This window comes from Crateriforma spongiae (assembly GCF_012290005.1).
GTDB classification, from domain to species: Bacteria; Planctomycetota; Planctomycetia; order Pirellulales; family Pirellulaceae; genus Crateriforma; species Crateriforma spongiae.
Genome location: NZ_JAAXMS010000006.1, coordinates 126,349 through 147,953 on the forward strand (window position 1 = coordinate 126,349; position 21,605 = coordinate 147,953).

Consider the following 21,605-nt stretch of genomic DNA (forward strand, 5'->3'; position numbering starts at 1 on the left):
GTTTCCCGGGCTCATCCGATAAGTCAGCGTTGGCTGCGATCGGACGAATTTTGGCGGCTCGCTGATTCGAAAACAGATGAGAAACAGCGCCGATGAAACTTCCTTGGTTTTTGAATCTGTGGCTTTTGGGTTGGGGCATCACGACCTGTTGTTTGGGAGACCCGCCGGTCGAAGCCGCGCGGCCGAACGTTCTGTTTATCGCCGTCGATGATTTGAATGATTGGATCGGCTGTCTGGGCGGACATCCGCAATCGTTGACGCCGAATATCGATCGGCTGGCGGCCAGCGGCCAATTGTTCAGCAATGCTCATTGCCCCGCGCCGGCGTGCAATCCGTCGCGTGGTGCGATCATGTCCGGTATCTCGCCGCACGTGTCGGGGCTGTATGACAATCGACAAAAGATGCGCCGGTTGATGCCCGACGCCGAACTGTTGCCCAAGTACTTTTCACGTCACGGGTATTGGTCGGCGGGGTCTGGAAAGATCTTGCATTATTTCACCGATGCCGATTCGTGGGACGATTATTTTCCACCCAAGGAAACGGAGAATCCGTTCCCACGCACGTTCTATCCAAAGAATCGTCCGGTCAGTTTGCCCGTGGGTGGACCTTGGCAGTACATCGAAACCGACTGGGCCGCGCTGGATGTGACCGACGAAGAATTTGGTGGTGACTGGTCAGTCTCCCAGTGGATCGGGCAGCAGCTTTCCAGGCAACACGATCAGCCGTTCTTTTTGGCTTGTGGGATTTACCGGCCACATGAACCCTGGTTCGTGCCGGAAAAGTATTTTCGGCCGTTCCCGTTGGACGACATTCAGTTGCCGCCGGGGTATCGCGAAGACGATCTGGATGATCTGCCGCCGGCAGGCCAATCGCGTGGACCGAATCGCTACTTCGCACACATTCGCGAACATGGGCAATGGAAGCAGGCAATTCAAGGCTATCTGGCTTCGATCCATTTTGCCGATGCGATGGTCGGTCGAGTGTTGGACGCTTTGGCGAACGGTCCGAATCGAGACAACACGATCGTCGTTTTGTGGAGCGATCATGGTTGGCACTTGGGCGAAAAGCAGCACTGGCAAAAGTACACCGGTTGGCGCGTTTGCACTCGCGTTCCGTTGATCGTTCGTGTTCCGGCGGGCGTGTCGGCTTTACCCGATGGAACGCGGGACGGTGCGGTGTGCAGTCGTCCGGTGAACTTGCTTAGCCTCTATCCCACACTGACGGACTTGGCCGGGCTGCCGGCGAAAGAAGGCAACGATGGACCGAGTCTGGTGCCGCTGTTGAAGGATCCACAGTCCGATTGGCCTCATGCGTCGCTGACGTTCCTGAACCGACCCGGCAACCTGGCAATCAGTGGTGAACGCTGGCGGTACATTCGGTATGGCAACGGTGACCATGAGTTGTACGACACCGCGACGGACCCGCATGAATGGGACAACCTGGCGGAGCAACCGAATCGCGACACAGAAATTCGGCGGCTACAACGGTTCGTCCCTAAATCCTTCGCGGATTACCGAAGTGACAATACCGCGTCATTGCCTCGGCTTTCCTGGCACCCGATCGGAGACGGAGCGTTGCCCGAATCAAAGCCGGATGCGGCCGCTGTCGACGTGACGATCGGCAATCGAACAGGCCAACCGGTCGACATTCAGTGGATCGACGCCGATGGCCGGGCGCGGTCGTTCGGGACGTTGGAGGCTGGATGGCAGAAGGCCTTTGACACGCATCCGGGAACCGTGTTGCGTGTCCAAACCGCCGACGGGGAAACGATCGGATACTTCATCGTCGATGACCAGCCATGCCTTGCCTTGATTCCGGCATCGTGAATGAGTGGTCGGTCACCGACGAGTGATCGGTTTCTGACGCGAGTCGACTTATTCCAGGATGATGTCGTCGACGGTGTGACCGCCGGGGATCATCGGCAAGACGTGTTCCTGGTAGGGGACTTCGACGTCCAGCAAGAACGGTCCCTTGTATTCGATCATCTCGCGGATGGCCGATTCCAGGTCTGCTTTCTTGCGAACCGTTGCGGCGCCACAGCCATAGCCTTTGGCGATTTGGACGAAGTTCGGATAGCGCTCTTTGGCGTATTCGAAGCGGTCCGCGTCACTCTTGCCCTTGGCTTCATCGTGGTGAATCGGTCCCAGGTAAGTGTGGGCACGGTTTCGGTCCATGAATCGGTCTTCCCACTGGACGACCATGCCCAGGTGTTGGTTGTTCAGCAAGAACACTTTGACGGGCAGTTCTTCGCAGAAGCAAGTCGCCAATTCTTGGATGTTCATCTGGAAACTGCCGTCACCGTCGATGTCGATGACCAGGGCGTCGGGATGTGCCGCTTGGACGCCCATCGCCGCGGGCAGACCAAAGCCCATGGTGCCCAGACCACTGCTGGACATGAACGTCCGCGGGCGACGGAACTTATAGAATTGTGCCGCCCACATTTGGTGTTGGCCGACGCCCACGCTGATGTAGGTGTTCATGTCGGCGGTGACATCGCTGAGCGTTTTGATCGCGTGCTGTTGCAGGATGCCGTCGAACGAATCGTCGTACGTCAGCGGGTACTTGGCTTTCAGTTCGCTGCAGTGGTCACGCCACGGATCGATTTCACAATGTTGAACGATCTCGTTCATCTGGACCAAGAAGCGTTTGACATCGCCGCGGACCGGGATGTGAGCTTCCTTGTTCTTGTTCAACTCGGATCCGTCGATGTCGACGTGGATGATCTTGGCATCTTTGGCGAACGCTTCGACCTTACCCGTCACTCGGTCGTCGAACCGCACGCCCAAGGCGATCAACAGGTCACAGTCGCGAACGGCATAGTTGGCGTAGGCCGAACCGTGCATGCCCAGCCAGTCCATCGACAGCGGGTCGGCCGGATCGACCGCACCGATGCCCATGATGGTGGTCACCACGGGGATGCCACTTTGGCGGATGAATTGGCGCAGTTCTTCGCTGGCGTTGCCCAGGATGATGCCGCCACCGGCGTAGATGACCGGGCGTCGTGAAAGCTTGATCGCCGCGTTGATTTGGCGGATCGTCTCGGAGGGGATTTCCGGCGGAGTGGGTTCATAGCCGGGAAGATCCATTTCCGGATCCAGGTCCAATTCCGCGGTCGTCAGTTGGACGTCTTTGGGCATGTCCACCAAGACCGGTCCGGGACGTCCGGTGGTCGCGATGTGGAAGGCTTCCTTCATGATCCGCGGCAGATCGGCCAGGTCGGTCACCAGGTAATGATGCTTGGTGATTCCGCGGCAGATTTCGGCCATGGGGGTTTCTTGGAACGCGTCACTGCCGATCATCCCGGTGGGGACTTGGCCGGTGATGCAGACCATCGGAATGCTGTCCAGTTTGGCATCGGCGATCGCGGTGACCAAGTTGGTCGCGCCGGGGCCGCTGGTGGCCATGGCAACGCCGACTTTGCCGGTGCTGCGGGCGTAACCCTGGGCGGCGAAGGCGCCGCCCTGTTCGTGACGGGGCAGGATCGTCCGCAAATCGACGCCGAAACGGGTCAGCGACTGGTGCATCGGCATGCTGCATCCGCCCGGGTAGGCGAACAGAGTATCGACGCCCTGATCGACCAGCGATTTGACCAAAATATCGGCGCCGTTCATCACGGGGGCGTCGGCTGGCTTGGATCCGCTGGTGGCGGACGAATCTGAATCAACGGTGCTCATGGACAATCCGGTCAGTCCGTGGTGGTGCGTTTAGCGAATTGGCGCGTCAAAACACGACATCCGCGGCAAAAACTCGGTCGCCTGGCCCGCAAACTGACATTGTCCTGGGCGGCGGAAATATCGAATCTTTGGGGCCGTCGCGATGAATACGAGACGATCCGGACGCGGGTCCGGGGGCGTCGCGTGCCGGGGCGTGTTGTGATTGCACACGTCCGGCTGGTGTTCTAGTGTCCGCTGGGCCCGGCCGGGTTCGCGGCTGTCGGTCGGACAAAACACGCAGATGCCCCGATTGGCGGGCCGACAACGGGATCGGCCGCGGCGATAACGCCGCTCTCGTTGCTAACGTAAATTCGTGACATCACTTAGGCAATGCGTAAAACGGCCCCAGACCATGACAACTTGGATGAATCTCGGTGCAATTGCCGCAGGCGGCGCCGTCGGTGCGACCTGTCGCTATTTGGTGACCGTCGCCGCGATGGCGGTTCCGGGCGGATCATCCCTGTGGGGGACCACGATCGTCAACGTTCTGGGGTGCGGATTGCTGGGCGGATTGGCCGAATTCAGCCTGATTCACGGGAATTTGCCGCCCGCGACCGCACTGGCCCTGCGAGTCGGATTTTTAGGCAGTTTGACCACCTTTTCCACTTTCGCAGCCGAATCGGCGGCCACCGCGGGCGAAGGTCGTTTGGGCGTCGCGTCGGTCTATGTGTTAACGAATCTGTTGGTCGGCTGGGCGGTGTTGCTTGGAAGCGCGTCGATGGTACGAGGCTGGATGTCGTGAAGGTTTCAAGAAGATGGTGTCCGCAGGCCGCGTGGGCGTCGGCCGGTTCGATCTCGCGGAGTGGCCTGGTCCATCGAATTTTTTGGGCTGTCTGCTTTGCCCTGGTCCTGGGCGTTGCCGGATCGGTCCAGGCCCAGCGTGTTTGTCGATTTCCCGATTACAGCGCCGTCGACGTCCTGCGTGAAGAATCACGTCTGAACGCGGTGGCCGTGTCGCCCGATGGGCAAACGTGCGTGACCGTCGGTGATCGCGGGGTGATTCTTCGCTCGGCCGATCGTGGACAGACATGGGCTCTGGTGGAATCGTCCACGCGGGCTCGGTTGGATGACGTCACGGTGGTTTCGCCCGACCTGTGGGTGGCCGTCGGTGGGTTTGACGACCCGGTGACCGGGATCAGCCGCGGTGTCGTGCTCAGATCGACCGATGGCGGCCGGTCTTGGGCACGCGGCATCGATGGCGATCTGCCACGTCTGGGCCAAGTCAAATTCGATGCGGCACGTCGTTGTCTGGTCGCCGATGGCCGGTTCAGTTTTGCCGATCTGACCGATCGCTTTGAAAGCTACGACGGCGGGCGGCAATGGCAGGGTGCGGCGGCAAAGGCACCGGAGGTTCAGCGTGCGTTGCCACCAGCAGCGAAAGCACCGATCGTTGACGGGCCTGCCGACGGCGTCGCACGCGCCTCGGTCACGATCACAGGCCGCCATGGCGATCATGGATCCGTTGAACAGATTGCCGTCGGCGATCACGGCCGCATCTGGCGACGCCGCGTACCGTCGACCGCGGGCGAAACGGCAGATGGCACAATTCCCGATGACGATGCGACGGCGGCCGGTGCTTGGCAAGCGGTCCGTGGCGACGCCCGCCGCACCGCGATTCTGGTCGTCACCACCGACCGAATCCAAACGCCGTGGCGGCTGATCGCCAGCGAAGTGTTGCAGTCGGGCCAGCGGACGGCCGTTCTGTGGTGGGACCAAGATTCGTCAGGCCGGGCGTCGAACGCAACCGAACGCACGGCGGATTTGGATCGATTTCATGACGCGGTCGTGCAGATGGGCGGTGTCGGCGTCGATTATCAACCTGCCGCTCAACCGTCAGATTCAGCCGACGATGTCTCGCATCCCGAGTGGATCAACACTTGGCTGCGCCGTCATCGTCCGGCGGTGTTGGTGATCGACCGTCGCATGTCGCGATCGGTGCGTCAGGCGTGGTTGCACGCCGCCGTGAAGGCTCAGGTGCAACGCGTTGTCGACTATCAATACGGCACGTCGGGCGACACTCTGATGCATGCCGGCGCGTTGTACCCGCGGCTGGGTGTGGTCGCCGGTGATTTGCAGAACGATGCGTGGATGACACTGGGACCCGATGCGGCGATCAGCGCGGGGACATCGGGCGAGCTGAATCACTTGGCTTTGCGTTGGTTGTATGACGCCCGAGGTTCCGTGGTGCCCGGCGAAAGCATTGCGTCTGGTCTGCCACTGTCGTCGGGTTACCGGATCGCGGCCGGGTTGCCGACCGCTTCGCGACGTGACGTCCAGATCGCACAAGCACGGATCGGACTGACCCGCAAAGTCGAAGCCCTGTTGGGGCTATCCGAAACGGGGGATGGCGACGGGGCGTCTGTGCCGTCCGGCCGGCAATCGATGCAGGGAACCTTGAAACAACAATTGGATGCTCTGGTATCGCAATTCGATTCCGATGATCGGTTAGCGGTGCTGTGGCGTTTGTATCGCCGGGCGACCGATGCATTGGAAAGGTCCGGGCCCATCCGGCCGGTCGATCCGAGCGAATCACAGCGAATCCTTTTGGAACAAATCGCCAGCCGTTTTCAGTCGCAAAGCGTCGGACAGTGGGCAGCCCTGCGGTCGAAAGTGCTGGCAGCCAGCCAGGAACGAAGCATGTTGGCCGCGACTTCCCTGCCGGCTTTCTTGACCGAAACGTCCGACGATCGGCCCCGACATTCGGTCGAGGTGGTTCGGTCGTCGCCCTTTCAAACCGACAGCGTCCATCCAAGCGAAGCCCAGCCAGTGGATCCGTCGATCGGTGGAATCGATTCGCCTTTTCAAGTGGAACGAACGCGATTGAAGGGCAAGGCGACGTTGGGAACCTTAGGCCAATTCGGCGAAGCGGTGTTTCCGGGGGCACGCGCCGGCGATGTTTCCGCACCGTCATCCAAGGAACCGGGCGCCGTCGATCTGCAGTGGGAATTTCATCCCTGGCGACTTTGGCTGAAACGGCCGGGCGGATGTTTGGACACCGATGCCCATTCCGACACGTCGACCGAAAGTGAAAACATGGACGCAGCGATCGCCGGTGCACCTGAACCCGTCCTCGGCGGCGATTCGCTATCACCGGGGCTGCAGCGTTTGGCGATGGCCGATCGTACGAACGGCTGGGGCGAATTGCTGACCCGTGCGACGATGGTCGCCCCCGTGGCGGTCACACCGACGCGTCCTTGGCTGGACGGTCGCTTGGATGACGCCTGTTGGCGGGAAGCGACGGAAACCCGACGCGAAGGCGTTCGATATCGCTTCGCCAGTGACGACGAATTCCTTTTTGTCGCGGTGGTTTGCGGCGAAGCAACAAAAATCGACGCGGGCGGATCGGCTCCGGTGCAAGCGTCGGTGTCAACGGGATCCGCCGATTCTGCTAAACGTCGCGACCACGATTTGTCGCAACGGTCGCATTTGGAATTGCGTCTGGATGTCGACGGAGACCTGACGACGGCTTACCAGATCGCGATGACGGCCGATCGACACACGTTCGACGGCGTCGACGGTATGTCGGGTTGGCAGCCGACTTGGTTTTATGCCAGCGAAGCGGACGACAGCGGTGTCACGTTCGAAATCGCCATCCGGCGCAACGACTTGCAACGCGACGGTGAAACCACGGATGTCTGGTTCGCACAAGTCCGCTGGTCACAGCCCGGTGCATCACACCGTGATCGTCTGTTGCCACAGCCGACCGATTGGGTGCGTTTACGCTGGCCGGTGCAATAGCGTTGTGCCGCGTCTGTTAGAATAGGGTTCCGCGGAATCGTGCGGACGATTGCGGCTTGATGTGCATGATTGTTGATGGACGCCAAAGGCGGGTGACGCGATGAAGATTCTGATTGCGGTGGACGGTTCCCCCGATTCGATGGAAGCGGTAAAGGCGATCGGTCGCCTGACGGAAAAGACGCCTTCGCAGATTTTGCTGGCCACGGTGGTCAATCCTCCGGAGGTCCCGATCGACGCCTCGGCCGACTTGTGGGTGCCTCAGTTGTTGCAACAACAGGAGGAATTGGCGGCGTCGACGTTGGACAATGCGGCGGCCTTGTTGGCCGGTCACGACCATGTGACGACCAAGACCTGCACCGGGCACGTGACCCATTCCATTTTGGACACCGCCGATGAATACGGTGCGGACTTGATCGTCATCGGTGCGGTCGGGCATTCGGCCGTTGCCCGCATCGTTTTGGGCAGCGTCAGCGACGACGTTGCCACTCATGCCAAGCAAAGCGTTTTGGTGTACCGACGCAGCGAAGGGTTCGCCGCCGGTGGGAACGACTTGCGTGTCACCGTCGCCTATGACGGATCCGATTCATCGGAAAAGGCGTTGGTTGATTTTGCCAACGTCGATTGGTCCGGAGACGCCATCGTCAATGTGGTCTCGGTGGCTTCGCGGTTGGAAATGTTCGGTCAAGAAATCACACCCGCGGCGATCGAAGAATCCGCCAAACGTCGTACCGATGCCAAGCGTTTGGCCGTCGTGGGGGCCGAGCGTTTGAAGAAGCACGTCGCCACCGTTGCCGCAACCATGATGGAATCAGACCACCTGGGCGAAGGCATCATGAAAGCGGCCGCCGAACACAACAGCGGTTTGATCGTGGTGGGCGACAAAGGGCACGGCTTTGTTGCCCGTCTGTTGATGGGCAGCACGTCACGCTATGTGTTGCGGCACGCCACACAGTCCGTCTTGATCGCTCGCTAAAGCCCGATGCCACAAAATCGCGAATCACCGCGGGCGACAGACACGCGGCATCATACGCCTTTGGGAACGACCGCGTTTTCACCGTACTGTCGTCGATATTTCGTCGGTGACACATTCATGATTCGTTGAAAGCTGCGGCTGAAATGGGCGTGGTCGTAAAAGCCGCAGCGTTGGGCGATGCTGGAAACGCTGTGGTCGGTCTGCCGCAACATCTTGGTCGCCTGTTCGATCCGAATGCGGATCAAATATTGTCGCGGTGATGTTCCAAAAGCCAGTCGGAACCGTCGTTCGAAATGGCTGACCGACAACCCCGACATCTCCGCTAGTTGGTCGCTGGTTACATGGCGATCAAAGTGCTGGTGAAGGTATTCCATCACGTCACCCAGCGAATCGGCGGTTCCCGATTGCATGCGTTCGATTTGGCGTGAACACCCCGCCACGCCAATGACTTTGCCGCTTTGATCGCGCAGCGGGATCTTGGTCGTCGCGACCAAACGTGGCGAACCCACGTCCTCCGGGGCGCTCTCGATCCGGTTGATGATGGGCTTGCCCGACTTCATCACGCGGCGGTCGTCGTCGCGATACTCGTCGGCGCGGACTTTGGGAAAAAAGTCATGGTCGGTTTTGCCGATCACGTCGTCCGCCGACGTCACGCCACAGTATTCGCATCCGCGGCGGTTCAGCGACACGAAACGCCCCCGGCGGTCTTTGACGAAAAACGAGACGTCGGGCAACCGGTCGAACAGGGCCAAAATTTGATCGGCCGGAAGACGCTGCAAAAAGGCGTCGCGAAAGTCAGTGTTTTTCATGCCGTAAAATTACACGGCAAAGGTTTTCCGGTGCAAGACGTTTGGTCGCACCCCGGATAGGTTTGTCGTCACAGCCGATGGTCGGGGCCGCCGCTATTGAGGGCGATCGCCCTGCGGATCGGCCAATGCCGCCCCAGACCCGACCGGTGCATTGCGGCTTCAGCGGTATCGTTCGTTCGACCGGCGAAACCGATTTTCAGATTGTTTCCCCACTTCGGCCCTTTGATCTGATGCCAATGTTTTTGACTTCATCCGGCACCGCGGCGCCCGGCGCAGCGATGGTGTTGGTGATTGCCTCATTCGGATCCGTTTCGATGGCGGAAACGCCGTCCTCGGAGATTGATTTTGCGCGTGACGTGCGGCCGATTCTTTCGGACAAATGCAACTATTGTCACGGGCCCGACGACGCCAACCGCCAAGCCGGCTTGCGGTTGGATCGGCGTGAAGATGCGGAGTACGTGTTGGAATCGGGCGATCTGATCGACCGCATCACCAGCGACGATCCTGACATGCGGATGCCGCCGCCGGAGTCCAAGTTGACTCTGTCCAATGGCGACGTCGAAACGCTGCGACGCTGGATCGACCAAGGCGCGGCTTATGCCAAGCACTGGTCGTTTCAACCGTTGCCCGACACCGTCGATGTCCCCGCCGTGCAAGACGATGACTGGTGCCGCAACCCGATCGATCGATTTGTCGCCGCCCGTTTGGAAAAAGCCGGGTTGTCGCCCGCTGATCCTGCGTCTCACACGCGTTGGCTGCGCCGCGTCACGTTCGACCTGACCGGGTTACCGCCGACGTCCGGTCAGATCGCACGTTTTGTCGACGCATGCAAACACGACGCGGACGCCGCCTATCGCGATGCGGTCGATCGATTGCTGCAGTCGCGGTCCTTCGGCGAACACATGGCGGTCGGATGGTTGGACTTGGCCCGGTACGCCGATTCGTACGGTTACCAGTCTGACAAACTGAACACGCAGTGGCCGTACCGCGATTGGGTCGTCCGCGCCTTCAATGAAAACCTGCCCTATGACGATTTTCTGACATGGCAGTTGGCGGGGGACTTGCTGGAAAACCCGACGACCGATCAACGGTTGGCCACCGCTTTCAATCGCATCCACCGATTGAACAACGAAGGCGGCGCGGTGTTCGAAGAATGGCGGGTGGAAAACGTCGCCGACCGCGTGCACACCTTCGGAACCGCGGTGTTGGGGCTGACGATGGAATGTTGCCGCTGTCACGATCACAAATACGACCCGCTGCCGATGCGTGACTATTACGCGTTGTCAGCCTTTTTCAACAGCATTGACGAATCCGGCGTGTACGACCGGACGGCCAAGGTGCCCTGTCCGTCGATGCTGTTGCCCACCGACGAACAGGCGGTTGCACTGGAGCAGGCCAAGCGGGACGCCAAGCAGCGTCTGGAAGAATATCGCCGACTGGTCGAACAGGCTCGTGACCGGTGGACGCAAGAAAAGCAAGACATCACGCCACCGGCCGAGTTACCCGATCTGAAGGTTGCGTTGTCGTTCGATCGTGACTTTGACAATTCGATCAAAGAGATCTACCACCCGTCGGAAAACGATCGGGGTTGGACATCGATGCCGGACTTGGTGGCCGTTGAAGGATCCCAGATCCCTGTCCTGCCCGAATCCCAGGCGGCGGACTTGGCCGATTTCAAAGGCGAAACGACGCGACGTGCGTTGTCGTTGGATGGCCAGCGAGGCGTGACGGTACACGGCGTCGATCCGCTGGATCGATGGACGCCGTTTTCGGTGGTGGTGACGCTGCGGGAAACCGAACGTTCGCCGCTTCGCAGCCTGATCGTTCACCACACCCGCGGCACCGACTGTGGGTACAACGGATGGGATCTGACGATCGTCGACGGTCATGTCGAATCGAGGATGTATCGCGTTTGGCCGGGCAACGCGATCGGTGTCCGCACCGTGGACCCGATCCCGGCCGACGTATGGCACCAATTGTCGGCGACGTATGACGGGTCGTCGGATGCTAGGGGGCTGAAGCTGTATCTGAACGGAGTGCCGTTGCCCACGACGGTGCTGCGAAATGACATCAAGAAAAGCAGCAATGTCAAAGTCGATCATGGCGGCGAATTTGTGGTCGGCCAGCGTTTCCGGGCGCGGGGGCTGACCGGTGGGTTGATCGACGATGTTCGATTGTACCAACGACAGTTGACTGCACCGGAGCTGGGTTTTCTGGCCACCGGGCAATGGGAAGGCGATTTGGCCGACACCTATGTTTCGGCGTTGGATTCGGACTGTCGTGATGCGATGGGGCGACTGACAAAGGCTCGCCAAGCGGTGGTGATGGCCGAAGAAGCGATGAACGAAATTCCGATCATGCAAGAATGGGACACACCACGCGAAACCCACTTGCTGGCTCGTGGGCAATACGACGCCCCGACCGACGATTCCACGCGGGTGCAACGCAACGTTCCCACAGCGATCGAATTGCCGTGGTCTGACCAGTGGCCCCAGGACCGTCTAGGGCTGGCACGCTGGGTGACGCATCCTAATCATCCGTTGACGGCGCGGGTGGCGGTGAATCATTTGTGGTCGCGTTTCTTTTCGGCACCCTTGGTGCGGACGCCGGAGAATTTTGGCCTGCAGGGTGAACTGCCCACGCATCCCGAATTGCTGGACTGGTTGGCCCGCGACTTTGTCGACAACGGCTGGGATGTCCAGCGGTTGTGCCGGCTAATCGTTTTGTCAGCCACCTATTGCCAGGATTCCGTGCCGGACAAGAAGACGATGGAAGTGGATCCGGAAAATCGGTTGCTATCGCGAGGCCCGGCCCACCGGTACAGCGGCGAACAGATCCGCGACTTGGCTTTGGCCGCATCGGGGCTGATGGACCGACAGATGGGCGGACCCCCGGTTTCGCCCTACCAACCGGGCAAGGACTTGTGGAAAGAGTCCAACGGGATGTCGCCGCCGTACCAGCAATCGGTGGGCGAATCGCTGTATCGACGATCGTTGTACTCGGTTTGGAAGCGGACGGTGCCATTGCCCAACATGATGGCTTTTGACGCGACGACACGTGAAGTCTGCACGGTGGTGCGGTCGCGAACGAACACTCCGCTGCAAGCATTGGTGTTGTTGAACGACGTTCAGTTTGTCGAAGCGTCACGCGTTTTGGCCCAAGACGTTTTGGGGGCCAAAGATTCTGGTGATGCCGTCGCTGCCGCGTTCCTGCGTCTGGCCGGTCGTGACGCGGACCAGGAAGAGATGCGATTGCTGTTGTCACTTTTGGATGATGAACGTCGTTACTTTGCCGACCATCCCGAAGCAGCCGAACAATTGATTTCGATCGGTGATTCGGCGGTGGACGCCACGGCGGATCCGATCGAATTAGCCGCCATGACCACGGTTTGTCAGGCGATTTTGAATTTAGATGCCACGATTTGGAAACGATAAAGATGCCTTTTGAATCATCCCAGGCGACCGGTGTGAACCGGCGCGTGTTTTTCCGGCGTGGCGCGACGGGTATCGGTATCGCCGCGTTGGCTCAACTGCTGAACCAGTCCAATTCCGGTGCCGCTCCCACGTCCGGCGTCGGTGGCGGCTTGCATCATCCGGCGAAAGCCAAACGCGTGATCTACCTGTTCCAATCCGGCGGTCCGGCCCAGCAGGATTTGTTCGATTACAAACCGATGTTGAATGAAATGAACGGCAAGGAATTGCCGTCGTCGGTGCGTGGCGAACAACGGTTGACGGGAATGTCGGCCAATCAGTCGTCTTTGCCGATGGCCGGGTCGCAGTTTAAGTTCCAGCAATACGGCAAGTCCGGGGCTTGGCTAAGCGAACTGTTGCCCCACCACCGTGACATTGTGGATGACGTTTGCTTCGTCCGTTCGATGTACACCGAAGCGATCAATCACGATCCGGCGATCACGTTTTTCCAAACCGGATCGCAGATCGCGGGACGTCCGTCGTTGGGCGCTTGGCTTTCTTACGGACTGGGAAGCGAAAACGCGGACCTGCCGGCGTTCATCGTGCTGGTTTCGGCCAACCAAGGCGGGCAACCTTTGTATGCACGACTGTGGGGCAACGGATTTTTGGATTCGCGTCACCAGGGTGTGCAGTTTCGCGGCGGCACCGATCCGGTGCTGTACTTGTCCAATCCGGCCGGCATTTCGCCGATGCGACGTCGTGCCCAACTGGACGCGATCGCCCAATTGAACCGGCACCAGTTTGCCAAAGAGCTGGACCCAGAAATCGAATCGCGGATCGCACAATACGAAATGGCGTATCGCATGCAGACCAGCGTGCCTGATGCGACCGATTTTTCGGACGAACCGGAATCAACCTTCGACATGTATGGCGAAGACGCACGCAAGCCGGGGACGTTCGCGTCGAACTGTTTGTTGGCCCGGCGTCTGGCCGAACGGGATGTGCGTTTTATCCAGCTGTATCACCAAGGCTGGGACCAGCATTCGAATTTGCCCAAACAGATTCGCGGACAAGCGTCCGAAACCGATCAAGCGTCTGCGGCGTTGGTCAAGGATTTGAAGCAACGCGGTTTGCTGGACGACACGCTGGTGATTTGGGGCGGCGAATTCGGACGAACTTCGTATTCCCAGGGCACACTGACGGCCACCAACTATGGGCGCGATCACCATCCGCGTTGCTTCACGATGTGGATGGCGGGTGGCGGGATCAAACCCGGCATGACCTACGGTGCGACCGATGAATTCGGATACAACGTCACCGAAAATCCCGTCCACGTTCACGACTTCAATGCCACGTTGTTGCACCTGATGGGCATCGATCACGAACGTTTGACGTTCAAGTATCAAGGACGCCGTTTCCGATTGACCGACGTTCATGGCCACGTGGTCGAAGACATCTTGGCTTAGACATCTTGGCTTAACAGTGATCGGTTCGCGGCGTCGCGATGTCCGCACGCGGTGACCGCAACTTGGCAAGGCGCGGCCATGCCCGGTGGGCGACCGAGACGACCGTTACTGTTCGTCGGGCAATCGCACGACGCGCACCCAAAAGTCTTTCAGCGATTGGACGATACTGAAGAATTGGGCCGCGTCGACGGGTTTGACGATGTAGGCTTCGTTGCTGAGACCGAAAGCCTCCAGCACATCCGTTTCAAAATCGGACGTGGTCAAGATCACCACCGCGATTTGCTTCAGATCGTCGTCTTGTTGGATTTCCCGCAAGACTTCGCGGCCATCCATCCGCGGCATGTTCAGGTCCAGCAGAATCAGATCGGGACGCAACCGGTCGGCGTACTTGCCTTGGCCCCGCAGATACTCCATCGCTTCCACCCCATCGACGACCCGGTTCAGGGTGTTGGCGATCTTGCCACGCTTCAATGCACGCGTCGTCAATTCCGCATCGGCGTCGCTGTCTTCGACCAGCAGGATGTTAATCGGTTTGGCGAGCGGTTCGGTCATCAGTGAAATTGGACAAGGTCGTCTTGCAAATCGCTCACCGACATATCGCGGACCCGGGGGCGGACCGCATGGGGGCGATTGGGGCGGAAAAGGGATCGAGGGGGGAATAGGTATATCGAACGTTGTTTGGCCGGGCAACGCAATGCACGTGTCGTCGCGGAAAGCAAAACGCAGAACAACGGCTAAAAATGCAGCCAGAATCGCGGTTCAAGTGACACCGGCCCCCCAGCTATACTCGCCGCGGAAATCCCAATTGTATGAAGTATTCGTCATGGTCGATCGTTGTGGTGGTCTGCGACCGAATTGCACGGTTGATTGCCCGGTCCGGCCAGGTTTTGGCCGGCGACCGAAGCGTTGGCGGCACGTCGGCTTTGCCATGGCAATTCAGCTTTGCAGTGAAATGACGGCTTCGTCCCAGGGCGCGTGGCCCGTCGTGCATCGTCTTTGTTTGGATCGGAAACTTCCGATGAATCAATTTCTTTCAGCCATCGGGTGTGCTGCCGCGATCGTGTGTCTTGCCCTGGCCGGGTGCGATTCATCCAGCGATTCAGTCGCCAATTCCCATGATGCAACGGCGATCGGTTCTCCGGGGCCGGGGCTGACATTGCCGATCGAACGGACGTCAAACCGTTCACGTGGGCGTTCGGCCCGTTCAACGACGACGCCCTGGTCGGGCAGCGATCGGCAAAGCGAAGCCGGTTTTCAAGACGCCGACGCCGTGGCGGCTTCCTCGCCGGTACGCGATCGCGTCCCCAGGATTTTGATCGGATTGGATGCCGACATGTCCTCGGCATCGGCCAAGTCGGGGGAAGCGATCCGACGTGGCATCGTTCTGGCGATCGACCGCATCAATCAAGACGGCGGATTGCTGGGGCGCCAGGTCGAGTTGCTGGTTTGCGATCATCGTGGCAATCCCGCACGCGGCATCGACAACATTCGCGATCTGGCGGCCAATCCGGATGTCGTGGCGGTCGTCGGCGGAATCCATACCCCTGTGGCGTTGGAAGAATTGTCCGTCATTCACGACGTTGAATTGCCTTACCTTGGACCCTGGGCGGCGGGGACACCGCTGGTGGCCAACGGTTACGAGCCGAATTTTGTGTTTCGCGTTTCGGTACGTGATGAATTCGCAGGCGAATTTTTGGTTCGAAATGCGATCCAGGACGACAAAACGCAAATCGCCCTGGTTCTGGAAAGCACCGGATGGGGCCGGTCCAACGAAGTGGCCATGCGTCAGGCGTTGGATGAACGAGAGCTACAGCCGACGACCGTCCAGTGGTTTCACTGGGGCGAGCCCAGTTTCCGAATGCAGATCGATGCGATCCGCAGCAGCGGCGCGGAAGTCGTGTTGCTGGTCGCCAATCCGCTGGAAGGCATTCGATTCGTCCAGCAGATGGCTCAAGTACCCGCCGAAGATCGGATCCCAATCCTGTCCCACTGGGGGATCACCGGCGGCAACTTTGCCGACCAGGTCGGCGACGACCTGAACCGCGTGGATTTGCGGTTTTTACAGTCGTATTCGTTCTTGTCCGCCGATTTGACGGACACCGCGCGAAGCGTTGTTGCGGCGTATTGTCGGACGTTTGACGATGCGGATTCGGCCCGCGATATCTTTGCACCGACAGGAACCGCACACGCTTATGAGGTCGTCATGATGCTGGCCCAGGCGATTCGCCAAGCCGGCACGGTGGACCGTTTGGAAGTTCGTGCCGCACTGGAGCGTCTGAAAAACTACAATGGGCTCATTCGAAACTTCCAGCGACCGTTCACCGTCACCGATCACGATGCTTTGACGATCGACGATCTGCATCTGGCCCGATTCGACGAGGCCGGAGTGATTGTGCCGCTTGGACCGAATTAGCATCGGACCCACCGGATGGCCAGAACCAGGACACTGCAACAGACACTGCTCCTACGAGTCGTGCCGCTGACGTTGGTCGCGTTGATCGCGATCGTCTGGGTCACCCGATACAGCATCCGTCGCACGGTCGCCCAAGAAGTCAGCAATCGGATGCAGCAGAATGCGACGATCACGGCGATCGCGTTGGCTGATCGCTTGAACCTGTTGCGTGGGACCGCCAAAACGCTGGCCGCCAACGACTTGCTGATCAATTCGATCGTCGACAAAAGCCAACGGGAAGGCCAACTGGTCGTCTTCTTGCGGTCGTTGCAATTGCCCAGCCCGGCGTTCCGGCATGTCACGATGTTGGATTATCGCGGACGCGCGGTGATGACCAACGGCAACGCCAATCCGCTGCCCGTCGAACGATTCATCGAAACGGTGATGTCGGGACAGGACTATTTTGAAATCGACGAAGATTCGATTCTGATCGTGGCTCCGGTGCAATACGGTGGTTCGCCGGAAGCGGCTTTGGCGATTGAGTACGACACGACGGTTTTCTTGGATGATTTTCTGACCACTGACTTTGATCACGAAGCGCAACTGTTTGACGAAGGCCAGCGTTTGTACCGTTCGTCGGAGTTCAACTTGGGCGATGATCGATGGATTTGGGCATCGCGTTCGTTACCGGGATATCCGGGGTTGCAGATTCGCCAATCGGAACGCCAATCGGTGGCGTTTGGGTCGATCAAAAACCTGGATCTGTTTTTCCTGGGCGTGTTGGCCGCCTGCGCCGCGTCGTTGATCTTGGCGGTGTCGCTGGTGACGCGTGGATCGACACGCCAACTGTCTCTGTTGGCCGAACAGATCCAGGAAATTCAGGAAGGCAATGATCTGTCGCGATTGGTCGACGTCAACGAAACGTCGGAGTTCCAAAGTCTGAGCGACTCGTTCAACCGGCTGATCGATTCCCTGTCACAGACGACCGTATCGCGTGACTTGTTGCAGTCGTCGGAAAACCGTTTGCGGGCCGTGGTCGATCACGCGCCCGGTGGAATCATCGGCACGGATCATTCCGGCACAATCACCCTGGTCAACGATGCGACCGAAAACATTTTCGGATACGACCGATCGGAATTGATCGGACGCCCCATCACGATGTTGATCCCCGACGCGCTCAGCAATCCCGACGACACCAATGACACGGTGGATTTGCATCCACAGTTTTCGTTTCGCAGCTGGGACGGTGTGCGACCCGCGGCCGGTCGTCGGCGTGGCGGGGAAGCGGTGTTTTTGGAATTTGGTTTGTCGCCGGTCGAATGGTCCGACGGCAGCGGTTTGCTGGCGACCGTGGTCGACGTGACCAAGCGTCGTCAGCAACAACAAGAAAACGAACGCTTGCGGCGCGAAACCCAGCTGATTTTGGATTCCATCCCCGCCACCGTGTTGTTCAAGGACCGACACAATCGCATCCTGCGCGTCAACCGCGCCGGTGCGGAAATGGTTGGTTTGCCGCCGGAACAAATCGAAGGCCACAGCACTGGCGATTTCTTCGCCGACTATCACGCCTATTACAAAGACGACTTGGAAGTCATGCGTTCGGGGAAACCTCGGCTGGGGATCATCGAACGTGTGTCGATCGAAAACAAAGGCACCCGCTGGGCCAGCACCGACAAGATTCCGATTTTCGATGCCGAAGGCGAACTGGCCGGCATCATTGCGGTGATCAATGACATCACCGAATTAAAAAACGCTCAGGCCGAATTGGAAGAAGCCACGCGTGTTGCAAAGGAAAGCGAGGAACGATTGCGTTTGACCGTCCGCAGTGCCAGCATCGGCATGTGGGACTGGGACGTCGGCACGTCCAACGTTCGTATCAACCGCGAATTGTCGATGCAGTTGGGCGAAGAACTAGCCTATGAGAACTTCGAAGGCTGGCAACGTCGCGTTCACCCCGCCGATTTACCGGAAGTCGAAAAGGCGATCGGCGATTGTTTGGAAGGCCGTGCCACTGATTACGAATCAACCTTTCGAATGCGGCACCGGGACGGCAGTTATCGATGGATTCTGTCGCGTGGCAAGTTGGCCGAACGAAACGACGACCGTCCGTTGCGGATGATCGGTGTGCACATCGATATCACGGACCGAAAAATCAACGAGGTGGCGTTACAGCGTGCCAACCTGGAATTGAAACGCAGCAATGACGAACTGGCGCAGTTCGCCTACGTCGCGTCCCATGATTTGCAAGAACCGCTCCGCAAAATCACATCGTTCTGCGAACTGTTGGATGAAGAATGCGAAGGGCAATTGAACGAAGATGCCCAGCGGTTCATGAAGTACATCGTCGACGGCGCCCACCGCATGCGGACGTTGATCCAAGACCTTCTGTCGTTTTCGCGAATCGAATCCCAGGGCAAGCCATTGGTCGATGTCGATGCCAACGATGCCGCGCAGCGGGCGATCGAAAATCTGTCACACTCGATCCATGAATCGAATGCCCGAGTCGAAATCGACGATTTGCCGGTCGTGCGGGCCGATCCGACTCAGTTGGCGCAACTGTTTCAAAACCTGATCGGAAACGCAATCAAATACCGAAGCGAAGCCGAACCTCGCGTCCAGGTCTGCGGCGAAACCCGGCACGACAAATGGGTCTTGTCAGTGTCCGACAATGGGATCGGAATTGACCCGAAGTATCACAAACAGATCTTCGGTGTTTTCAAACGCCTGCACAGCATGGACACGTACAAGGGAACGGGGATCGGTTTGGCGATCTGCCGGCGGATCGTCGATCGGTTGGATGGGGAAATTCGCATCGAATCTGAACCATCAAAGGGCAGCACGTTCTATGTCGAGATTCCACGACCGGTCGAAACGCAAGACAAAGCGGACGCGATGATCCAAATGCGTCTGAATGAGATTGAAACAACGGCCGACGCGTGAACCCGCCACTCGCGACGGCGTGCCAATGTCCGCCCACTGTTTCCACCAGGAACATTCAATGTTGACCGACAATGCCGAAGACCAACGAACCGACGATTGGTTCGGCGATTTGCAACGGTTGAACGACTGGATGGACCAGGTGATCGACACGCTGCAGCAAGGCATCGCGGCGGGGCAGAGTCCGTTTGCCGCCGGAATCTTTCATTCCGACGGTCGTTGCGTCGTGACGGCTCATAATACGGTCCGGCGCCGAAACCAAATTTCACGTCACGGCGAAGTCAACGCGTTGGACGAAGCTTGCCGGCTGACCGGTCGACTGGATTTGTCGGGGTTGATTCTGGTCACCACCGGTGAACCATGCCCGATGTGCGCGGCAACCGCGGCGATGGCCAAGGTGGACGGGATCGTTTACGGAGCGTCGTGCAGCGACATCTTGGAAGCCGGCTACAAGACGTTGGAATTGCCGTGCGAAGAATTCTTTCGGCATGCCAATCGTTCGCCAAAGATTCGCGGGCTGGTACGCCGCGAACGTTGTCGCGAACTCTTGCTGCAAAACCGAAAAGACGCTTCCTAGTCTTGGACCAATCGGTGACCACGTTTTTGGATCACCTTCATCCGATCGCGGAGCTGGGAAACCAAATCGGGATATCTGCCGAACAGGTTTTTCGATTCAGCCAGGTCGCTTTTCAAGTTGTAAAGTTGCCCGTTAACACCGTCGGTTGCCGGGGCGATCGTTCGCGGCTTTGAAAACCCGCCTGAACCCAATCCGTCGATCAGCTTCCAGTCGTCTTTTCGAATCACCATCATCCGTCCACTGCCCGGACGCATGACGATTTCGGTTCGTCGCCGAGCATCCCCCGCTCGATCGCCGTCGGTATCGTCGGTCAATGCGGAAAGGAAACTGAAACTGTCGGGGCCTTCGTCATCACCCAATGGCACGTCCCACAGATCGGCCAGCGTCGCCATGATGTCGGTGAAGCAAACCAGTTGGTCGCTTTGGCTGGCGGGTTGGACGTGACCCGGCCAGCGTACGATGAACGGCATGCGGTGTCCGGCTTCCCAGGCGTCGGCTTTCATCCCACGTAGTGGCCCGGCCGAATCGTGACCAAAACGTTCGACATCTTCGTCGTACCAAACCGGGCCGTTGTCGGAGGTCATGATGACCAGCGATTCATCCAGCATCCCGGTTCGTGCCAAAGCACCGATGACCTTGCCGATTTCTGCGTCGACCATCATCGCAAAATCACCATACAGACCAGCGTCGCTTTTTCCTTGAAAAGCTTCCGACGGTAACCATGGCGTGTGCGGCGCGGGGTAAGCCAAATACAACATCAACCGCTGGTCGGTTGCCTGATCATTAACGCCGTTTGTATCGCGCTGATGACCTTCGATCACATCGATGGCTTCCTGGGTGAAACGCGGAAGCACTTCATCCAACGACAAGTCGGGAGCGATGCCGCCGGCACGCCAGAACTCACCTTGGATCGGTGACCAGCCTTCAGTCTGGTTGGCTTCGATCGTATTGCTCGGTGGTTGTACGGCACGGTCGTCACGGATGTAAAAATACGGTGGGATATCGGTCGATGCGCGAATGCCAAAGAATTGGTCAAAACCGTGGTCGACCGGACCGCCGGGCAGCGGATTTTCATAACCATTTTCGGCGAACCCCAGATGCCATTTGCCCACCATGGCGGTGTGATAATCTTGTCGCTTGGCCAGGCTGGCGATGGTGGTTTGGCCTTCGTCGATCAAAGGTTGCGTCGGCCAGACACCGACGTTCGTGCGGAACGGATACCGACCGGTCATCAGCCCGTATCGCGACATGTGGCACAGGGGGCCGGGGGCGTGGGCATCGGTAAATCGCATGCCTTCGGCAGCCAAGCGATCGATATTGGGCGTTGCGATTTTTGATTCTGCGTTGAAGCATCCCGGGTCACCGTAACCCATGTCGTCGACCAAGATGACGATCACGTGAGGTCGCGGCGGGGCGTCGGATGCGGCGTTTCCGATCGCCGGAATCACGCAAGTGAACGCAAAAAATAGATGCCGAATGATGGATGTTTTCATTGGTGCTGGTCGGAGCGCGGGGGGCAGTGGGCAGCGTAGATGGGAGGCATGAAAGGCAGCGTGACGACCGCGCGTGCTGGATCGTCGTCGCGACATT

The 21,605-nt window shown here is 58.9% G+C and carries 13 protein-coding genes; 9 read left to right on the forward strand and 4 right to left on the reverse strand.

Going from position 1 to position 21,605, the window contains the following annotated elements; genetic code table 11:
- Nucleotides 1–92 precede the first annotated feature (92 nt).
- Nucleotides 93–1,826: a sulfatase-like hydrolase/transferase gene (locus HFP54_RS16970; protein ID WP_168566069.1), complete on the forward strand. Its 1,734-nt coding sequence runs from the start codon at nucleotides 93–95 to the stop codon at nucleotides 1,824–1,826.
- A gap of 48 nt (nucleotides 1,827–1,874) precedes the next feature.
- Here HFP54_RS16970 and ilvB read toward each other — a convergent pair whose 3' ends face one another.
- A complete protein-coding gene (gene ilvB / locus HFP54_RS16975) occupies nucleotides 1,875–3,674 on the reverse strand; it encodes a biosynthetic-type acetolactate synthase large subunit (RefSeq protein ID WP_145296096.1) in 1,800 nt (599 codons plus the stop codon).
- A gap of 391 nt (nucleotides 3,675–4,065) precedes the next feature.
- On the opposite strand from ilvB, the gene HFP54_RS16980 reads away from it, so the two are divergent.
- The 3 genes from HFP54_RS16980 to HFP54_RS16990 all read left to right on the forward strand — a co-directional run bounded on the left by HFP54_RS16980 (nucleotide 4,066) and on the right by HFP54_RS16990 (nucleotide 8,424).
- On the forward strand, nucleotides 4,066–4,455 hold the full coding sequence (locus HFP54_RS16980) for a fluoride efflux transporter FluC (protein ID WP_168566070.1): 390 nt from the start codon (nucleotides 4,066–4,068) through the stop codon (nucleotides 4,453–4,455).
- A complete protein-coding gene (locus HFP54_RS16985) occupies nucleotides 4,452–7,451 on the forward strand; it encodes a hypothetical protein (protein ID WP_168566071.1) in 3,000 nt (999 codons plus the stop codon). Before HFP54_RS16980 ends, HFP54_RS16985 begins: the two co-directional genes overlap by 4 nt.
- Nucleotides 7,452–7,551: 100 nt before the next feature.
- The gene (locus HFP54_RS16990; protein WP_168566072.1) at nucleotides 7,552–8,424 is read left to right on the forward strand and encodes a universal stress protein; all 873 of its coding nucleotides are present in this window, start codon (nucleotides 7,552–7,554) and stop codon (nucleotides 8,422–8,424) included.
- Between the two features lie 50 nt (nucleotides 8,425–8,474).
- On the opposite strand, the gene HFP54_RS16995 is transcribed toward HFP54_RS16990, so the two are convergent.
- Nucleotides 8,475–9,233: an AraC family transcriptional regulator gene (locus tag HFP54_RS16995; RefSeq protein ID WP_168566073.1), complete on the reverse strand. Its 759-nt coding sequence runs from the start codon at nucleotides 9,231–9,233 to the stop codon at nucleotides 8,475–8,477.
- A 230-nt stretch (nucleotides 9,234–9,463) separates the two neighbouring features.
- Here HFP54_RS16995 and HFP54_RS17000 point away from each other — a divergent pair, with 230 nt between their 5' ends.
- A complete protein-coding gene (locus HFP54_RS17000; protein ID WP_235951979.1) occupies nucleotides 9,464–12,667 on the forward strand; it encodes a DUF1553 domain-containing protein in 3,204 nt (1,067 codons plus the stop codon).
- A 2-nt stretch (nucleotides 12,668–12,669) separates the two neighbouring features.
- Nucleotides 12,670–14,109 carry a DUF1501 domain-containing protein gene (locus tag HFP54_RS17005; RefSeq protein ID WP_168566074.1) on the forward strand — a complete coding sequence of 480 codons (1,440 nt, stop codon included), beginning with the start codon at nucleotides 12,670–12,672 and terminating at the stop codon, nucleotides 14,107–14,109.
- A gap of 105 nt (nucleotides 14,110–14,214) precedes the next feature.
- Here HFP54_RS17005 and HFP54_RS17010 read toward each other — a convergent pair whose 3' ends face one another.
- Nucleotides 14,215–14,661, reverse strand: coding sequence for a response regulator (locus HFP54_RS17010; RefSeq protein ID WP_146414666.1), 447 nt, complete (start codon nucleotides 14,659–14,661; stop codon nucleotides 14,215–14,217).
- A gap of 466 nt (nucleotides 14,662–15,127) precedes the next feature.
- On the opposite strand from HFP54_RS17010, the gene HFP54_RS17015 reads away from it, so the two are divergent.
- The 3 genes from HFP54_RS17015 to HFP54_RS17025 are packed head-to-tail and all read left to right on the forward strand — an operon-like array spanning nucleotide 15,128 to nucleotide 20,015.
- Nucleotides 15,128–16,522, forward strand: a complete 1,395-nt coding sequence (locus HFP54_RS17015; protein WP_168566075.1) for an ABC transporter substrate-binding protein — start codon at nucleotides 15,128–15,130, stop codon at nucleotides 16,520–16,522.
- Between the two features lie 15 nt (nucleotides 16,523–16,537).
- The gene (locus HFP54_RS17020; RefSeq protein WP_146414664.1) at nucleotides 16,538–19,441 is read left to right on the forward strand and encodes a PAS domain S-box protein; all 2,904 of its coding nucleotides are present in this window, start codon (nucleotides 16,538–16,540) and stop codon (nucleotides 19,439–19,441) included.
- Nucleotides 19,442–19,499: 58 nt separating this feature from the next.
- Nucleotides 19,500–20,015: a nucleoside deaminase gene (locus tag HFP54_RS17025; protein WP_168566076.1), complete on the forward strand. Its 516-nt coding sequence runs from the start codon at nucleotides 19,500–19,502 to the stop codon at nucleotides 20,013–20,015.
- On the opposite strand, the gene HFP54_RS17030 is transcribed toward HFP54_RS17025, so the two are convergent.
- The gene (locus HFP54_RS17030) at nucleotides 20,012–21,508 is read right to left on the reverse strand and encodes a sulfatase family protein (protein ID WP_168566077.1); all 1,497 of its coding nucleotides are present in this window, start codon (nucleotides 21,506–21,508) and stop codon (nucleotides 20,012–20,014) included. The genes HFP54_RS17025 and HFP54_RS17030 overlap by 4 nt on opposite strands.
- Nucleotides 21,509–21,605 lie beyond the last annotated feature (97 nt).